Annotated in this window: 17 protein-coding genes; 7 read left to right on the top strand and 10 right to left on the bottom strand. The window is 43.6% G+C overall.

Annotated features, from left to right (window positions below):
* Positions 1-8: 8 nt before the first annotated feature.
* The 4 genes from R7F67_RS16865 to R7F67_RS16850 all read right to left on the bottom strand — a co-directional run bounded on the left by R7F67_RS16865 (position 9) and on the right by R7F67_RS16850 (position 3529).
* Complete coding sequence (locus R7F67_RS16865; RefSeq protein WP_186585193.1) at positions 9-1085, bottom strand: PQQ-dependent sugar dehydrogenase; 1077 nt, start codon at positions 1083-1085, stop codon at positions 9-11.
* A 149-nt stretch (positions 1086-1234) separates the two neighbouring features.
* Positions 1235-2383 (bottom strand): L-threonine dehydrogenase, encoded by a 1149-nt coding sequence (gene yiaY / locus R7F67_RS16860; protein WP_042521463.1) that lies wholly within the window; start codon positions 2381-2383, stop codon positions 1235-1237.
* Positions 2384-2716: 333 nt separating this feature from the next.
* On the bottom strand, positions 2717-3367 hold the full coding sequence (elbB, locus tag R7F67_RS16855) for an isoprenoid biosynthesis glyoxalase ElbB (RefSeq protein WP_170893319.1): 651 nt from the start codon (positions 3365-3367) through the stop codon (positions 2717-2719).
* Between the two features lie 12 nt (positions 3368-3379).
* Positions 3380-3529, bottom strand: coding sequence for a hypothetical protein (locus tag R7F67_RS16850; RefSeq protein ID WP_017634379.1), 150 nt, complete (start codon positions 3527-3529; stop codon positions 3380-3382).
* A 120-nt stretch (positions 3530-3649) separates the two neighbouring features.
* Between R7F67_RS16850 and yddG the strand changes: the two genes are divergently transcribed.
* The gene (gene yddG / locus R7F67_RS16845) at positions 3650-4552 is read left to right on the top strand and encodes an aromatic amino acid DMT transporter YddG (protein ID WP_176311616.1); all 903 of its coding nucleotides are present in this window, start codon (positions 3650-3652) and stop codon (positions 4550-4552) included.
* A gap of 151 nt (positions 4553-4703) precedes the next feature.
* Here yddG and R7F67_RS16840 read toward each other — a convergent pair whose 3' ends face one another.
* Positions 4704-5597 (bottom strand): cation diffusion facilitator family transporter, encoded by an 894-nt coding sequence (locus R7F67_RS16840; RefSeq protein ID WP_053303754.1) that lies wholly within the window; start codon positions 5595-5597, stop codon positions 4704-4706.
* 176 nt (positions 5598-5773) lie between these two features.
* Positions 5774-6652 (bottom strand): LysR family transcriptional regulator, encoded by an 879-nt coding sequence (locus R7F67_RS16835; RefSeq protein WP_005375568.1) that lies wholly within the window; start codon positions 6650-6652, stop codon positions 5774-5776.
* Between the two features lie 171 nt (positions 6653-6823).
* Between R7F67_RS16835 and R7F67_RS16830 the strand changes: the two genes are divergently transcribed.
* Positions 6824-7399, top strand: a complete 576-nt coding sequence (locus R7F67_RS16830) for a class I SAM-dependent DNA methyltransferase (protein ID WP_017821100.1) — start codon at positions 6824-6826, stop codon at positions 7397-7399.
* Positions 7400-7547: 148 nt separating this feature from the next.
* Here the strand turns inward: R7F67_RS16830 and R7F67_RS16825 are convergent, their stop codons facing one another.
* Entirely contained in the window at positions 7548-9521 is a 1974-nt protein-coding gene (locus tag R7F67_RS16825) for an acetoacetate--CoA ligase (protein WP_318057280.1), read from the bottom strand.
* 222 nt (positions 9522-9743) lie between these two features.
* Between R7F67_RS16825 and phhA the strand changes: the two genes are divergently transcribed.
* Together phhA and R7F67_RS16815 are read left to right on the top strand one after the other, a co-directional pair.
* Positions 9744-10538 (top strand): phenylalanine 4-monooxygenase, encoded by a 795-nt coding sequence (phhA, locus tag R7F67_RS16820; RefSeq protein WP_318057279.1) that lies wholly within the window; start codon positions 9744-9746, stop codon positions 10536-10538.
* Entirely contained in the window at positions 10528-10866 is a 339-nt protein-coding gene (locus R7F67_RS16815) for a 4a-hydroxytetrahydrobiopterin dehydratase (RefSeq protein ID WP_054577129.1), read from the top strand. The genes phhA and R7F67_RS16815 overlap by 11 nt, the downstream gene beginning before the upstream one ends.
* A 71-nt stretch (positions 10867-10937) precedes the next feature.
* Here R7F67_RS16815 and R7F67_RS16810 read toward each other — a convergent pair whose 3' ends face one another.
* On the bottom strand, positions 10938-12707 hold the full coding sequence (locus tag R7F67_RS16810; protein ID WP_017634381.1) for a choice-of-anchor I family protein: 1770 nt from the start codon (positions 12705-12707) through the stop codon (positions 10938-10940).
* A 199-nt stretch (positions 12708-12906) separates the two neighbouring features.
* On the opposite strand from R7F67_RS16810, the gene R7F67_RS16805 reads away from it, so the two are divergent.
* Positions 12907-13251 (top strand): HopJ type III effector protein, encoded by a 345-nt coding sequence (locus R7F67_RS16805; RefSeq protein WP_017634382.1) that lies wholly within the window; start codon positions 12907-12909, stop codon positions 13249-13251.
* Positions 13252-13288: 37 nt separating this feature from the next.
* On the opposite strand, the gene R7F67_RS16800 is transcribed toward R7F67_RS16805, so the two are convergent.
* On the bottom strand, positions 13289-13597 hold the full coding sequence (locus R7F67_RS16800; RefSeq protein WP_080276966.1) for a cysteine-rich CWC family protein: 309 nt from the start codon (positions 13595-13597) through the stop codon (positions 13289-13291).
* Positions 13598-13741: 144 nt separating this feature from the next.
* Here R7F67_RS16800 and R7F67_RS16795 point away from each other — a divergent pair, with 144 nt between their 5' ends.
* Both R7F67_RS16795 and R7F67_RS16790 read left to right on the top strand, forming a co-directional pair.
* Positions 13742-13957, top strand: coding sequence for a DUF3820 family protein (locus tag R7F67_RS16795; protein ID WP_005375557.1), 216 nt, complete (start codon positions 13742-13744; stop codon positions 13955-13957).
* Between the two features lie 40 nt (positions 13958-13997).
* On the top strand, positions 13998-14243 hold the full coding sequence (locus R7F67_RS16790; protein ID WP_005375556.1) for a hypothetical protein: 246 nt from the start codon (positions 13998-14000) through the stop codon (positions 14241-14243).
* 240 nt (positions 14244-14483) lie between these two features.
* Here R7F67_RS16790 and R7F67_RS16785 read toward each other — a convergent pair whose 3' ends face one another.
* Entirely contained in the window at positions 14484-15878 is a 1395-nt protein-coding gene (locus R7F67_RS16785) for a BspA family leucine-rich repeat surface protein (protein ID WP_053303747.1), read from the bottom strand.
* Positions 15879-16672 lie beyond the last annotated feature (794 nt).

Below are 16672 nucleotides of genomic sequence, written 5' to 3'. Positions count from 1 at the left end.
GTGTTTGATTACCTTTCCTCAAGACGAAAGATTTTGCCGCTGTCGGTAGAAAAGTAGATATAACCATCGGGGCTGATGGTTATATCTCTTACTCGCTCACCAAGATTCTCCATCAATCTTTTTGATTCGGTGAGCTTGCCATTCTCAATAGAAACCACGTTGATGTGCGCCAGCTTCAAGGCACCGGCGAGGATTTTTCCGTCCAACTCTGGGTATTTATCACCACGGTACAAAATCATATTACTGGGTGCGATAGAAGGGACGTATACCAGCTTGGGATCTTCCATTCCCGGTAACGACTTAGCTTCACCGACGTCCAACGGACCCCAATATTCTTTACCATGAGAGACTTTTGCCCAGCCGTAGTTCGCGCCTTTCTTGATTAGATTAATTTCATCGCCGCCGCGTGGTCCATGTTCAATAGACCACAGCTGTTTTGTTGCTTCGTCGTAAAACATACCTTGTGGGTTGCGGTGCCCGTAACTCCATATCTCAGGACGAGCTTGGGAAGGTTTGAATGGGTTGTCTTGCGGAACCGAACCATCAAGGTTAAGGCGCAGAATACTGCCAGCATGGGTTTGAGTGTCTTGCCCATTATCACGTTCGCCACGGTCACCGATTGAGAAATAAACTTTGTCGTCTACAAATGAAAGTCGACTGCCGTAGTGACGCCCTGTGTCGGTGATGGCATCAGCAACAAAGAGATCGTTCCAACCCACAAGTTGATTGTTTTGCAATTGCGCCGTCGCTAACGCCACCGTATTGCCTTTACTCGTGCGCTTGCTGTAGGTAAAGAAGAGTTGCGGGTTTTGCGTATCGGCATTCGGTGCGAGTGCAACATCCAATAAACCAGCTTGTCCACTGGTGTTCACATTGGGGACGTTAAACAGCTTTTGAGGTTTGCCTGATGTGATATCCAGCAACGAAACCGTACCGTTCTTTTCATTGACGATAACGCGTTGGTTATCTAAAAACTCGATCCCCCAAGGGATCTGAAATCCATTCGCCACCTCGTTCGCGCGGTATTCGGCAGCGTTGGCAGAAAAGGATAAACAAGTGAGTAGGGCAGCAGCAATCGTTCTCATGGTTCCTTCCAATATGAATCGTGTTAATACTTAAAAGCTAACACTAAAAGACTATGTTTGGCAGAGATTCACTTGTATATGAATGTAAAAAATCCCCGATACGAGATCGGGGATTGAATTAAGGCTAGAGAACTGTTTAGTTAGCGAGATTACATCGCTTCTTCGAAGATCTTAGAAATTTCTTCGTGAGTTGCTTGTTTAGGGTTAGTGAAACCACAAGCGTCTTTCAGTGCGTTGTCTGCTAGTGTTGGGATGTCTTCCAGTTTCGCACCAAGCTCTTTGATACCTGCTGGGATACCCACATCTTTCGCTAGAGTAACGATAGCGTCGATTGCTGCCGCTGCACCTGCTTCAGCAGACATGCCTTCTACGTTTACGCCCATTGCTTTTGCTACGTCACGTAGACGCTCAGGACATACTTGCGCGTTGTAACGCTGTACGTGAGGTAGAAGAATCGCGTTACAAACACCGTGTGGAAGGTCATAGAAACCACCTAGCTGGTGTGCCATTGCGTGTACGTAACCTAGAGACGCGTTGTTGAATGCCATACCCGCCATGAACTGCGCGTATGCCATTTGTTCACGAGCTTCTAGATCTTCACCGTTTTTCACTGCTGTGCGTAGATAAGCCTGGATAAGCTCAATCGCTTTAATTGCTACCGCATCAGTGATTGGTGTTGCTGCGATAGATACGTAAGCTTCAATCGCGTGAGTTAGGGCATCCATACCTGTTGCCGCAGTTAGCGAAGCAGGTTTAGCGAGCATTAGCTCTGGATCGTTTACCGAGATAAGCGGTGTTGTGTGCTTATCAACGATAGCCATCTTGATGTGACGCTCTTCGTCAGTGATGATGCAGAAACGCGTCATTTCAGATGCAGTACCTGCCGTCGTGTTGATTGCGATAAGTGGCATCATTGGTTTTGCAGACTGGTCTACGCCTTCGTAATCTGCGATTTTGCCGCCGTTAGAAGCAACAAGCGCGATACCTTTCGCACAGTCGTGTGGTGAACCACCACCTAGAGAGACAACGAAGTCACATTCGTTATCAGTAAGAAGTGCTAAGCCGTCGTTAACGTTGCTGATAGTTGGATTTGGTTGAGTGCCATCAAACACAACGGTTGCTACATCGCGCTCAGTGAGAAGGTCTTGAACTTGTTTGACTACACCGATTTGGTTAAGGATCTTATCCGTAACGATCAAACCTTTTTTAAAGCCTTGAGATTGGATGCTGTCTGCTGCGTCTTTCAAACAACCAGCGCCCATTAGGTTTACCGTAGGGATAAAAAATGCACTTGTCATATTGGATAGCTCCGTCGTTATTTTTAATAATCTTTCTTAATTTGCCATTTACTGTCGCACATTCGTTTCCAGATTGAAGTTGATCTGAAGCAAGTTTACCTACTTAGAGGTACTTGCAAGAGAAAAACTGTGACAGTGATCTTGTTGCACTGCGTATAAGTGCAACACTGATATAAAGTAGAACAAATATGAAACTATGGACGCAAACGATTGGCAGAAATTGACTTCTGACGCGGATATATCTCTAAATTCGACTAAAGTATAAAAAATCCCCATTAATAACTTAATTATCAATGGGGATAGAGAAGTGTTTTATAAGATAACTACTAATAATTAAGCTATTTTAATCAGCTTTGATACTAACTTTTCGATACCTGAAGCCGCTTGAGAGATATTTTCTGCCAACATGTAAGCAGGGGTTGAAAGTACGAGGTGTTTTTCATCAAAAACGATGTCTTCGACAGAGCACGTGGTGTGTTCACCGCCCATTTGATTAAATGCTATTGAGACTGCCTCATCGTTGCCTACCGTTCCTTTCACGCCTTGCTCATAAATCATCGGGATAATGGTTGGTGCGATGCATAGATAGCCAGCTGGTTTTTTCGCATTAGCAAACGCGCGACAAGCTTGAGCTACGTGTGTGTTAATGGAGCACTCTGCACCTGAAACGGCGAAGTCGGTTAAGTTTTTCGCAGCACCAAATCCACCTGGAAGCAGTAGGGCATCGTATTCATCAACGTTAAGTTTGGCAACATCGTCAATGTTTCCGCGTGCGATACGAGCTGATTCGATCAAGACGTTACGGGTTTCATCCATTTCGTCACCAGTTAGGTGATTGATGACATGGAGTTGGTCAATGTTAGGTGCAAAGCAGTGCCAAGTTGCCCCTGCTTTCTCGATGGCGTAGAGCGCCAACACTGCTTCGTGGATCTCAGAACCGTCGTAAACGCCTGAACCACTTAAAATGACTGCGACTTTTTTCATGTTTGGATTCCTTTACTCTGAACGTTCCTTAGATTGCTCTTCGCTATCTAGACCATGCGTTTCCGAGTGTGTTTTAACGTTTTCACTCTCGTTGTCATCTTCATCATAGTAGCGCACAACAAAGGGTGTAAGCATAACACTAGAGGGCAGAAAATGTTTCATATCAACTCCAACGGCTTAATAGAATGATTTTTATACTGATTTTTATAAAACAGTACGTTGAACCTGATCATTTTTGAGTTAAGCTGACGTTTCCTTTGGCATTCGTGAGTGGTAGGTCACATGAAATCAGTGCAATTTCGTTTCACACTTTATGGTTGTATCGCGATTCTCTCTTGGAGTTGTCTGCTTGGCATCGCGAGGTTGGTTACGGAGAGTTTAGGTCCTGTAGGCGGGGCAGCCATGTTGTACTCTCTTAGCTCTGTTTTCCTTCTTATCGTGGTCGGTATTCCAAAGTTGTCTTACTTTTCTCCCAAGTATCTTGTGCTTGGTGGTGCGATGTTCGTTTGTTATGAAATATTTCTCGCTCTATCTTTGGGATATTCCAACTCGCGCGCGCAGGCAATTGAGGTGTCGATTGTCAACTACCTTTGGCCCGCACTGACGGTTTTATTTGCGGTCCTTGGCAGCAATAAAAAAACAAACTGGTTGCTTTATCCAGCAGTTACGCTGGCGTTTGTTGGGGTTGCTTGGACTGTGAGCGGTGAGAATGGCTTATCCATAACTCAGATCATGTCCAATGTTAGTAGTAACCCTCTGGTGTATTTTATGGCTTTCGCTGGCGCGGTTATATGGGCTTTTTATTGCAACTTAACCCAAAGGCAGCAATCTAAACATAATGCGATTACCCTGTTTTTCATTGCAACAGCTGTTTCGCTTTGGGGCAAATATGCGTTTACGGATGAGCCACCAATGACATTCAGTTGGGAAGCGATGGGGTACTTAGTGGCTTCTGCGGCTTTAATGGCTGGTGGTTATGGTTTATGGAACATCGCGATCGTTGGCGGCAATATGGTTTTTCTCGCCACCCTGTCTTACTTCACGCCCATTTTTTCCGCTTTGTTTTCTTCCATTATTCTTGGCGTAACTCTGAGCCATAGCTTTTGGCAGGGCGTTGTGATGGTAACGGTGGGCTCGCTGATGTGTTGGTTAGTCACCAAAGAGAAGCGCGAAGCGGCTGGGTAAGTTACCAACGAGATCAGAGAGTTTAAGTGAGCAACGAACAGATCTCCTTTGCGAGCTGTATTCGAATACGAAGCAACTAAATCGAAAAAATTAAAAAAGCTCCCGAGATTGGGAGCTTTTTATTGAGTTTTAACGGCTCTTTGGTGGCACTCTAATAAGCGACGTTCAAGTGTAGTTGAAGCTTGAATCTGTGCTTCGACAGTCGCTTGATAAGCTGCTTACGAGTGTGCTCTAGTGTATCAAGCTCCAATGTGTCGTCATCAATATGTACATCCACATTTACTCGTAGCTCTTGGCCCACCTTCGTTACGCCAGCCAGTTTCAATTGATGCTCAGTTACTTTTTCAATCTCAAGAACATCTTTGCCAACGCTCTGACACAGCTCTTTGCTTGGTGCCATCATTAGTAGTTCACGTAAGGCACCTACTAGCATATCGAACGGTACTTTGAGGAAGTAAAAGCCCATCAAAACCATCATCATGGGGTCGGCATATACCGCATACTCAGAGAATGGCGTTAGTGAAACAGCCCAAGCCGAGATAAATCCTACGGTCACCGCCACACTCAACAAAGTATCCATTTGCCACTGTTTTTTCTCCGCTTCAATCAAGCCTGATGAGAAGCGGCGGCTGCGTTTCGCCATAAACCACCAAGCGTAACCACAACCGATAACATTCACGATGCCGAATAAGGTCGCAATAGAAGCATCGACCTCGCGACCTCCAGACATCAATGCTGATATCGCAGAGTAGAGAGAGAAGCTTACAACCACTAAAATGACGGCTGCTTTTATCGCAATAACGATTGGTTCTAAGACCGCTTTTCCAAATGGGAATACAGATTTTGAAGGCTTGTTAATATAGTAAGAAGCGGCCAGTGACAATAAAGTTAACAGTAAGCTGACCAAAGAGTAAACACCGTCAAACACGATGACAATTGATCCTACAAGCAAGCCAAGTACCATACCACCAGCAGCGAACCCAGATGCCAAAAGGGCTGAAATGGTTAGAATACGGTTTTCGTTTTTGCTTGTCCTGTCACACATAAAAGATGCCTTTGAATTTTAATACCTTACTATTCTTCGCTCATAAGGTAATTTAGGCAACCACAAAGTGACCAGTAACTAATCTAAAAAATTGCGTTTTTATTTATATTCCTATAAAACAATGGCTTACTGTGATTTTTTGGTGTCAGTAAAATTGACGCTCACTGATAAAATGTTTAGAAGTCAAATAAATACTCGCTCAATTTATCTGCTAACCACGTCATTGCTGGATGCTCAGTATGGCCGTTAGGTGAAAACATACAGTAGTCTTCTTGCGTCAATCCGTATGTGTGTTTGATAACGGCGAGCTTCTGCTGACGAAGGTAATGGCGGATTAATGGTTCTGGAAGCACGCCCCAAGCGTCTTCTTCTAAGATGGTGTTCAGCATGTAGTCAAAACTCGAAAAACCAATATATCGAGTCGAGAAAGGTTGCAGTTCAGGGTTGTCTTTCTCATTTAGGTACACCATTAGTGCTTGCATCTGACTACGTAGATCTTCGTCTGAGACACGGCGCATCTTACTTAGGCGGTGTTCTACACTGCATACTGACATCATACGTATCTTGCCTAATGGGTTATATACGATACGAGGATCGTCTACTCGCTCATAATCAACGCCGAAAGCAAAATCTACTTGGTGGGTACTGACCAAGTTGGCTAAGTCGCCACTGGATGCCAAGATTAAGTTGAAGGTTGTTGAAGGAAAGCGGTTATTCAATGTATGAGATAACTCTTGCCAGAGATCATCAGGTAAGGAGTCGTCACGTGCTACCCAAACTTCCGCGTTAAACCCTTCCGAGATTTGAGCGCAGGTCTTTCTGACCCGTTGTGCGATGATAAGTAGGTGTTCGCAATCTTTGTAAATGGCTTTCCCAGCTTCAGAGAGGGTGAGCTGGTTGCCAGTTCGGTTAAACAATTCAACGTCGAGATCTTTCTCTAATGCCTTAATCGACATACTGAGTTTGGTACGATTGCAGTCGAGTTGCCTTGCCGCTTCAGAAACAGAACCACACTCAGCGATGGTGCAGAAGGCTTCTACTTGAGTTAAGTTCATGATTTGACACAACCAATAAATGAATTCAAATAATTTGGGTATTATGCAGATGCGCTCCCAAAGCCATGAAAGATTATCGAAAAAAACGCGAATCCGCCAGATAAGTCTATGGTCTTTTAACGGTTTTGCGGTAATCTATGTGGGTTACAAAAAGTGAACATGGAGGCCACGATGGCACAAGATTGGGACGGCTTAGCAAAAAACTGGGAATCAAATCCAGCAACAGAGCAATTTGCGCAGTCGGTGTTTGAGCAGTTACAACAGCTAACTCAGCTTGATGGCATTAAAGTACTAGATTTTGGATGCGGAACAGGGCAGTTAAGTCAACGATTGTCACCGATGGTTAAAGACATCGTAGCATTAGACGCATCGGAAGCCATGATTGAGGAACTCGATAAAAAAGAGCTCGTCAACGTAGAACCTGTGGTAGATGCATTATCTCGCGGCTTGGTCGCTCAGCATCCGGCCTTTCGTGGACAGTTCGACTTGGTGGTTGCATCATCAGTTTTAGCGTTTGTGGAAGACTTAGACGCGTCATTAACGATCTCGCATTCTCTACTTAACCACGGCGGCTATTTTGTTCATTTTGATTGGATTGCAGAATGTGAACAAGACGGTTTTACCCTTGCGAAGTCTGAGCGTGCACTGAAAGAAGCGGGTTTTACTGAAGTTGAATCGCAACACGTTTTTGACATTACATCTGATGGTAAAACAATGTCGGTATTAATGGGGCTTGGTCGTCGCTAATACCGCTGAATAAAGAACAAAAAATGACAAAAGCGAGCTAACAAGCTCGCTTTTTTCTTATCTGCTGAGGATATATGTAACTTCACTTGCTCTAAACAAGCGTCGTGGTGCAGGCAAGGACATACTCGAACAACTTAGTCTTCGGAGGTTATTTTGAGACGACTATCCTGCGTATCTCCTCCAGCACTTCAGGGTTGGCTATTGCGCCTAAATTTTCGACGCTTCGGTTGTTAACGACTTGCTTAACGGCTAACTCGACCAGCTTTCCTGAGCGTGTCTTAGGTATATCGCTTATTGCGTAAATTGCACTAGGTACATGCCTTGGAGAACATGCAGACTTTAGCTGTGCTTTGATGGAAGCGATCATCTCGTCATTGAGCTCTACCCCTTTGACTAATTGGACAAACAGCCATATTTGTTCGTTGCGATCGACTTCTTTTCCTACTGCGATCGAATCTAGAATACCGTCTATACAGTTCACTTGCTGATAGATTTCGGCCGTGCCGATTCTTACGCCACCAGGATTCAACGTGGTATCACTTCGACCATAAAATACGTATCCCCCAACGCGGGTCTGTTCAACATCATCGCCGTGGTGCCAAATATTGTCGAATTTATCCCAATAAGCACGATGATATCTCTCACCGGTGTCGTTCCAAAAGCCAGCAGGGAAGTTGGGTAATGAATTGGCACAAACCAACTCACCGCGCGCTCCCATTACGCTACTACCTTGTGGGTTAAAGACTCGGACATCGACCCCTAACCCTGCTGATTGGCACTCTCCCCGATAAACGGGAGAAATAGGGTTGCCCAATACAAAGCAGCCACAAATGTCTGTTCCGCCAGAAATCGAGGCGAGGTGTACATCTTCTTTAATGCGCTGATAGACATAATCAAACTGTTCTGGATACAGAACAGAGCCCGTTGAGCAAATGGTTTTCAGACTTGGAAATGCATCACTTTTCTGCGGAGAAAAAGGTGCTTTTTCCAGCGCCTCTAGGTATTTTGCTGAGGTTCCAAACAGCGTCACTTCGGCTCGTTCTGCGAGGTCCCAGAGCACATTATGAGTGGGGTAAACAGGGCTACCATCAAAAATCACCAAACATGCACCGCTCGCGAGTGAAGAAACGTGCCAGTTCCACATCATCCAACCGCAGGTCGTGTAATAAAACACTCGGTCGTTCGGTTGGATATCGCAATGCAGTTGATGCTCTTTCAAGTGATTAAGCACCGTTCCGCCGACGGAATGAACGATGCATTTCGGTTTGCCTGTTGTGCCTGAAGAATAGAGCACAAATAGCGGATCGTTAAAATTCACACGAGTAAAAGTCAGCGCTTCGGGGGTGTATTGATTCAGGACATTTTGCCAATCTTGGGTGCAGACATCGCATTCAAAAATGTGTGGTTTAAGGTAGCTAATTTGGCAAACTTGTTTAAGACCATCAAGATGATCCGCAATATGCTGGTTTTTCTTAGACATATCGAAAGTTTTGCCATTGAATGTATAGCCATCACAAGTAAACAGGATTTTGGGTTTCACTTGACCAAAGCGCTCCAAAACGCTTTCGACGCCAAAATCAGGTGAGGTGGAAGTCCAGGTCGCCCCTAAACTGGTGGTTGCTAGCATAGCTATTACCGTTTGAGGTAGGTGAGGTAAATAACCAGCGACGACATCACCTTGCTTAATTCCACATTCTTTCAACCATTGCTGCACACTCGAAACTTCTTCGCACAATTGTTTCCAGGTGTAGGTCTGTTTTTCTTCACGTTCATTTTCAAACCAAATCGCGAGATCATCGGGTTGGTGACACGCGTAGGTTAGCAAATTTTCGGCGTAGTTAATTTGCGCGTTTGGGAACCATTTTATATCCCTATTTTCAACAGGTTGCTGCCAGCGACTTTCTGCTCGCTCTTTTATGGTCTCTCCCTGAGTGCCAATGACGTCGCAGAATAGCCAAACTTCCTGCCAAAATTTTTCTACATGATCGAGTGACCATTGATGCAGATCAGCGAAGCTTTCAAGGGTATTTCCTTGTCGATTAATGTGTTCAATAAACTGTGTAATGTTGGCTTCTTCGATACGACTTTCGCTCGGTTGCCATACTTTGCTGCTCTCGCGCATAGGTCCCTCTATAACAAAGTGATAACAGGTTTTAGTTTGAGAGGAATACACGATAAAGTCAAACAAGCCAGATATTATATCGTGTCATAAAAATCATGCAGTTACGATGAGTTGTAAACAATATGTTACATCGGGATGATGCTGAGAAAATCGCGCAGGGATTGGAAGCTCTTAAGACTACAGATAGGCTTAATGTAAAGGATTTGTTAATGGAGATGAGCCATGACCCAGTATCGTTCTAAACCCGTAAACCAGGAAGGCAGGGTTGAATGGAGCCGTGAAGAAGACGCCATTTGGCGAGATTTGGTAACACGACAAATGGGTGTGATCCAAAACAGAGCTTGTGAGGCTTATTTACACGGTTTGACGCTGCTTGATTTACCTCAAGACCGCGTTCCTCAGTTACCAGAAATTAATCGTGTCTTGATGGAGACAACAGGTTGGCAAGTGGAGCCCGTTCCCGCGCTTATTGATTTCGACCGATTTTTTAATCTACTCGGTAATAAGCGCTTTCCAGTCGCCACATTCTTGCGTACAAGAGATGAGTTCGATTACTTACAGGAGCCAGATTTCTTCCACGAAATATTTGGTCATTGCGCGATGTTAACCAACCCAGACTTTGCTGCATTTACCGAGCATTATGGTCAACTAGGGCAAGCCGCTACCCCAAAACAAAGAGCCTATCTCGCTCGTCTCTACTGGTTTACCGTAGAGTTTGGTTTGGTGAAAGAAGGGGACAAAACCAAAATTTACGGTGGTGGTATTCTTTCATCTCCTGGCGAAACCCTCTACGCATTAGAGAGTGATGCAGCAATTCGCGACCCATTTGAATTACAAACTGTGCTGAGAACGCCTTATCGTATCGACATCATGCAACCGAAGTACTACGTGATTGTTGACTTTTCTCAGCTTTTTAAAATCAGTCAGTTGAATTTATTGAAACAAGCCGATCTAGCGATTGAAGCTGGACTGCTTCCTCCACTTTTTGAACCAAAGGAACCTGCTCATGTTGAATGAACAAAAATGCGAAGCTTGTAGTATCGATGCCATTGCACTAAGCAAAGAAGAACAACAATCTCTGCTGCTGCAATTGTCTGATTGGCAGATCATTGAAAGAGAAGACATACCTCAACTAGAAAAGGTGTATAAATTTAAGAACTTCAAACAAGCATGGGCTTTCAGTAACAAAATCGCGGAACTGGCAGAAGATGAGTTCCACCATCCTTCTATTTTGTTGGAATGGGGTATGGTTACCGTAACGTGGTGGAGTCACTCCATCAAAGGTCTGCATAAAAACGATTTTATCTGCGCATCAAAGTGTGACGCGCTAGCATCGGCAGAGTAGGACATTACCTCATACAAAAAAACGCCCGGCTTACGTCGGGCGTTTTGGTTCTAAATGACTTTTACATTACTTTATAGATTGATTCGGAAGACGGATGTCGTGCCCGATACCTCATTGCCAACGACGATAAAATGACCACCGTTACGGGTAAAGTAATTAATGGACTCTGGACCTAAATCGCCTGCTTTTGGATTGTATGTGTCGTTCATGCATTCGCCATCTTCGACTTCTGTACATACTGGCTGATTGTAATCACGGCGGTTTACGTAATGCATAAACTGCGCTTGTTTCGGGTCTGTGATGTCATAAATCATGATACCGCCTTGACGCTCCAAGCCGATAAACGCGTAATGGCGACCGTTAATTTGTGCTACTTCAATCGCCTCTGGCTCAATACCTTTATCATCACTTCGGTCATTGCCACTATTATTGTTATCGTTGGTGCTGTTGAAGTTCTTGCCTTCATTCAGCAGCGCGATAGTCGCGAAATCGTCACCACTATCGAAGACCAACTTGCCGTTTTCATCCCAAATCGAGAATGAACGCGCGCCAAATGATTGAACATTCTCTTGTGCAGAAAGCGTTTGTTCCGGCTTAATCACTTTTAAACGCGCGAGTTGTTTGTTGTCTTTTAGTGCCTCTGCCAATGGGTGTTCTGCTGCTACTTTCAGCTTCTTACCGCGCACTTCATCAATATGGCTTAAACAGGTTCCTTGCTCAGATGTATATTCATCTGTACCGAGGTAATCGTCTTCATCCCACATAAAGCCAGCTTTGTCGCACAGTTCTTGAGTGGTTTTGAATCCGTACTCACGCCCGTCGCCTTCATTTGCAGATACGATGTAAGTACTCCCATTCACTGAGTAGCTGTCGATAGTGTCAGGCATAAATAAGCCAACCAGTTGTGGGTAGCTTTTCAAGTTCCCAATGATTTTGTCTTTGTTGGATGCATCGAGTTTAGCGCCCGACCAAGACTTCTCACCTAAGCCAACAATTTTTTCTACCGATTTGCTCTCTGGATTGACGATTGCCATGGCGTTATTTTCTTGTAGCGCGACATAGATTTTACCGTTATCTGCAAAAGTGAGGTATTCAGGCTCTAGATCTTGTGCGACGGTGGCGTTTGGCCCCGAAATACGCACATTCATTGGGAGCTCTGCTTTTCGTGAACCATCAAATTCGTTAAAGCCAATTTGTGTCACTTCTGCTTGAGTAACACCAAGGCTCAGATCGATCAAAGTGATACTACCTTCAGGGTCAATGCTGTAATCGCTGTTTGGTTCTCCTTCATTAGCGGTTGCGATGTATCGGCCATCTTTTGAGAAGCCAACCATGTCTGGCAATGCGCCTGTTGGGAAAGTCGTGACTAATGACAAATCGTCGGAGCGGTACAAGCCAACAATACCATTCGCTTGTTTATTACTGTTTTCAATCGCAACAGCTACCAAACCATTGAATACAGCGACACTGTTTGCTGCGCCAATTTCAATGCCCGCTGCTTCGCCAGCGCTGTTGAGATCGATGAATGCGCTTTGCGTTGGTACGCCGTTGTCATCCATAGACCTTACATCGACACGTTTTTCTTGAGCATTAACCACATAGAGCTTATCTGTACAGGCGTCATAACTGACGATTTCAGCTGCCGATGTATCGAATGGAGCATCAGCAACGGATGTCCCGATAAACGTTAACCCTTGAATTGAAGTTTCCCCAGTAACGGGTGCAGTGGTAGGTTTGCATTGTGTAGCGAATGAAGCCACGGTATCTTCGGGTTGTGATGAACACGCGATGGCAAGTGATGACAATGCGAGTGCACCGATTGCCTTTAAAGGGGTGATCATGATATCTCCTTATCAATCCGATAGGTTGTCAATCAGCATGGGTTTTATGCTGCTGTCCATTTCCGCAACTGGAATGATAGAGCGCTGAATGACGTGTGATTTGGTAAGGCTCTGAATATATGTATGATTGATGACTCTTATATTGGCTTTTTATGAAACTAATGTGTCATCAATATGATGAAGTAGGGATAGAGGAATAATGGAATTAAAATCGTTTTTAGATTTATTGGCAGCGTCACCAGAGCAGGTCGAATTTGAAGCAACGATGGCGGTGATCGAAGATAACTATACGTTTGAGCCAACCGCTTTTGTAAATGGTGAGACACAAAACAATGCAGGCGAGAACAACGGTTCGTGTAAGATCTTCGCTTTCGGTTTGCTAAACAACCTAGACAAAGAAGCGACGCTAGCCTGCTTTGGCCGTTTTTATCGTGAAGATGTATTGCAGTATCCAGAGAACAGCGATCACCAGAATATTCGTAATTTTATGGTGACAGGGTGGGAAGGCATTAAGTTTGAAGCGTCCGCTTTAACCGCTAAATAAACACCAGTCAGAAAACGATGTCAGTAAGCCAGTCGTATTACGCGACTGGCTTTTTTTCTAGACATTTTCGGCACAAACACAGCTGGTTGGCGCTTGGCTTGGGTAAATCACGGGTTTCTATAGTAAAGCACCAGCATGTCTCTTTGCCTGCGGCGATATCACAATGGGCTTGAGTCCCGCACTCAGGACAACTGTGCGTTGAATCTTCTCCTGCGATTTGTTCGATAATCGCATCTCGTTGGAGATCGGTTTTGTCTTTCCATTGGATGATTTCATCCATCGTTCGGTGACAACCAGAGCATATTCCGGCGTTATTTTTACATGCAGCTCGACAAGGTGACTTCATTGCTTTCTCGTTCTCATTTTTTATGCCGCGTACTCTAGCATAAAGCGAGTCAAGGCCGCCAAAAATAAACGTGACTGCGATTTGCTGGTGAGGAGGGAGAACCAGTGTTACCCTTGGACGAGTTACCTTAACTCTCTGTCACTTATGTTAGAAAAAGAAAACCTCATTAAACTCGCTAGAATGCAAATGCCATTTGGGAAATATGCAGGGCGAGTGTTAATCGACCTGCCTGAAGAATACTTACTGTGGTTTGATAAAAAGGGCTGGCCAAGCGGCGAGCTAGGGGATTTGCTCAAGCTATGTTTAGCGCTCAAAATTGAAGGCTTAGATAGTGTCGTGAAGCCTTTGAAGCGTATGTAACTAGCCACAGAAACTCCCACTCTTAATGAAAAGACTTATTATGAATTTTGATATCGATGCACTGAAACATCACCAATTGGTCGAAGATGGTAAACTAGAGGGATGTTACATTCATCAGCCAGCTCAAGGTAGCCAACACAATGACAAAGCTGTTTTGGCAGAGCGCCAAGCGTTGGAAAAGTTGGGATATAAGGTAATACAGGTTAAAGCTAAAGGCGGGACAACAACGTTTGCTGAGGCGATGCAAAAGCTTGCGAAGGAAACTGGTCACCTGCCTAAGGAGTAAGTGAGTGTAACCTGCCACAGCCTTACAAGTTCTCCCACCAGACTATTTTTTCATTCAAAAGAGCCAGACCGTTAGGCTGACTCTTTTTGGGCCATTCAGTCCTAGCACTGTATCCTTTTGGTGTGTGTACCAATTAGATTATACCGTTTACAATTGAGAACGCTTATTTAGAGAAATAAGTATCCACGCAAATGTACATGCTTTATCAGTGATTTAACTATAGGAAATCTAGAGAAAGGATTAAAGAGTAGATTCTTCAGGATCTGCGTATAAAATAGAATCAAGAGCCCAATCGGATAAATCATAAGAGAAGGACTCTGTACCATGAAGCATTCCCCACATTGAGTTAATATTTCTTATATCCCAATTGCTTATGTCCTGATTAAAAGATTTGGCTCCGTAGAACATAATATAAGTACTATTCACTCCAGTAACATCCCAGTTGGAGATGTCTTGATTAAAATTCTCTGCTTGATAAAACATACCTTTCATGTAGTGCACAGAACCCGTGTTCCAAGATGAGATATCTCCATTAAATTTACTCGCTCCATGAAACATATACGACATATATCGTACACTAGTTGTATCCCATTCTGATAAGTCTTGGTTGAATTTTCTCGCCAGATAAAACATGTAGGACATATTTTCAACATTACTTACATCCCAGAGATTTATGCTATGATCGAATGATACAGCATTAGCAAACATACCTTCCATAGTCTTGACTTTGCTTACATTCCAGCTTGAGATATCCTGATCGAAAGACTTTGCCTTAGCAAACATTCCATTCATATCCTCAACCTTGCCAACGTTCCAGTTTGAAATATCTTGGTTAAAAGAGCTAGCACCACCGAACATAGTTCTCATATTGGTCACATTGGAGACATTCCATTTTGATAGGTCTTGATTAAAAGAGTCTGCTTTCCAAAACATTCCCGCCATGTTGGTTACATTACTAACATCCCAATTAGAAATATCCTGGTTAAAGGAATGCATTTCATAAAAAAGCTTACTCATATCTGTTATTTCAGAAGTATCAACGTTTGATATATCCTCCTTGAAGTAGAGCATCGCCTTAATATCATCGACAGTAACCTTCATTGGAAGAAATTTGGGTCTATGCTCATCCGTCAGCGCTGAAGTCATTTCATCATCATCGTAATTGAAAGTCATATAGTTGGCCACATTCAAGACATTCCAAGCACTCAAGTCCTGATTAAAGGTCCTAGCCGCAAAGAACATGGCTGTCATATCCGTCACATTACTAACATTCCACCCCGATATGTTCTGGTTGAAAGAATGAGTATGGCTAAACATATTGGTCATATTGGTAACGTTACTAACATCCCATCCAGAGATATCCTGATTAAACGCTTTAGCATCATGAAACATATAGGACATGTTAGTAACGTTACTAACATCCCATCTAGAGATATCTTGGTTAAATGTATGCCTATGAGCAAAAAGTCTACTCATATCTTTAATTTTAGAAACATCTACCTGAGTTACATCTCTACCTGCTTTGATCATTTCAACCAATTCTTGCCGCATAAGCGGATGTGTTGGGGTAGCTTCTTTTTCGCAGCCTGCCAGTAAAAATAATCCTATCAAAAGAATTGGCTGTAACTTCTGCATTATCTTCCCTTATTCAATAAAACTTAACCTGTTGTATATTATGTCTATTCTACTATAAAAAACAGACGAAGCTTTCCATATACAAGGTGCCCCTCTAAATTTTAGTTGACCACTACAACACAACTGTTCAGCATATGTTTTATTTTTAAACTCCATATCAGCAATGGCTAACATACTTACAGTATCTGTTTATATTAGCCTCAATGTTGTTTCTAATGACTTATCCCCAATCATCAAATGAATGATTGGTACGTTCACGTCATTATGTTCCAGTCATACTGCAAAAGTGCTTCTACCGATTAGTATGCTAGGATGCTCACCATCTTTTAACCGCAAAGAATTTTGTTAACTGTCCATTCTTCTTCACAATATCACGAACTTGGATGCGGTATATCTCTAGTGTTGTCATTCCACTATCCAAGAATAACCTCATTAGACAAGCATTTAGCTCTGGTATTTAGGTAATGACCTTGAAGAGTCAAGCTTTGCCTTTATCCTCGGTGAGCGTGGGTAGTGCCATGTGTGTTATTTCCTGTTTTACATCAAGAAACACACACGCTAGCAGTGGCAAGCTAAGAAATCAGTGATCTAGATATTGGTGTGATTGGCTTTAAGGGAAAACTGAATGATTGTCATTGCTCATTCATTTGCAATGAATAAAAATTTTTTATAGGCCAAAATTAAGTAACGTCAGGCGGAGCATGTGAACTAAAACGCTAATAAGATGGTACGCCCCACACCTGCACTACACTCAGCTATGTCGCTGAATATTGGGAGGTGCCATCATGTCGGCA

This window comes from Vibrio sp. YT-17 (genome assembly GCF_033337375.1).
Classification (GTDB): domain Bacteria; phylum Pseudomonadota; class Gammaproteobacteria; order Enterobacterales; family Vibrionaceae; genus Vibrio; species Vibrio alginolyticus.
This window is presented reverse-complemented; position numbering and strand designations above follow the sequence as displayed.

Coding starts and splice junctions, on each gene's coding strand:
- R7F67_RS16865 (WP_186585193.1), bottom strand. CDS start 1,085: ATGAGAACGATTGCTGCTGCCCTACTCACTTGTTTATCCTTTTCTGCC.
- yiaY (WP_042521463.1), bottom strand. CDS start 2,383: ATGACAAGTGCATTTTTTATCCCTACGGTAAACCTAATGGGCGCTGGT.
- elbB (WP_170893319.1), bottom strand. CDS start 3,367: ATGAAAAAAGTCGCAGTCATTTTAAGTGGTTCAGGCGTTTACGACGGT.
- R7F67_RS16850 (WP_017634379.1), bottom strand. CDS start 3,529: ATGAAACATTTTCTGCCCTCTAGTGTTATGCTTACACCCTTTGTTGTG.
- yddG (WP_176311616.1), top strand. CDS start 3,650: ATGAAATCAGTGCAATTTCGTTTCACACTTTATGGTTGTATCGCGATT.
- R7F67_RS16840 (WP_053303754.1), bottom strand. CDS start 5,597: ATGTGTGACAGGACAAGCAAAAACGAAAACCGTATTCTAACCATTTCA.
- R7F67_RS16835 (WP_005375568.1), bottom strand. CDS start 6,652: ATGAACTTAACTCAAGTAGAAGCCTTCTGCACCATCGCTGAGTGTGGT.
- R7F67_RS16830 (WP_017821100.1), top strand. CDS start 6,824: ATGGCACAAGATTGGGACGGCTTAGCAAAAAACTGGGAATCAAATCCA.
- R7F67_RS16825 (WP_318057280.1), bottom strand. CDS start 9,521: ATGCGCGAGAGCAGCAAAGTATGGCAACCGAGCGAAAGTCGTATCGAA.
- phhA (WP_318057279.1), top strand. CDS start 9,744: ATGACCCAGTATCGTTCTAAACCCGTAAACCAGGAAGGCAGGGTTGAA.
- R7F67_RS16815 (WP_054577129.1), top strand. CDS start 10,528: ATGTTGAATGAACAAAAATGCGAAGCTTGTAGTATCGATGCCATTGCA.
- R7F67_RS16810 (WP_017634381.1), bottom strand. CDS start 12,707: ATGATCACCCCTTTAAAGGCAATCGGTGCACTCGCATTGTCATCACTT.
- R7F67_RS16805 (WP_017634382.1), top strand. CDS start 12,907: ATGGAATTAAAATCGTTTTTAGATTTATTGGCAGCGTCACCAGAGCAG.
- R7F67_RS16800 (WP_080276966.1), bottom strand. CDS start 13,597: ATGAAGTCACCTTGTCGAGCTGCATGTAAAAATAACGCCGGAATATGC.
- R7F67_RS16795 (WP_005375557.1), top strand. CDS start 13,742: ATGTTAGAAAAAGAAAACCTCATTAAACTCGCTAGAATGCAAATGCCA.
- R7F67_RS16790 (WP_005375556.1), top strand. CDS start 13,998: ATGAATTTTGATATCGATGCACTGAAACATCACCAATTGGTCGAAGAT.
- R7F67_RS16785 (WP_053303747.1), bottom strand. CDS start 15,878: ATGCAGAAGTTACAGCCAATTCTTTTGATAGGATTATTTTTACTGGCA.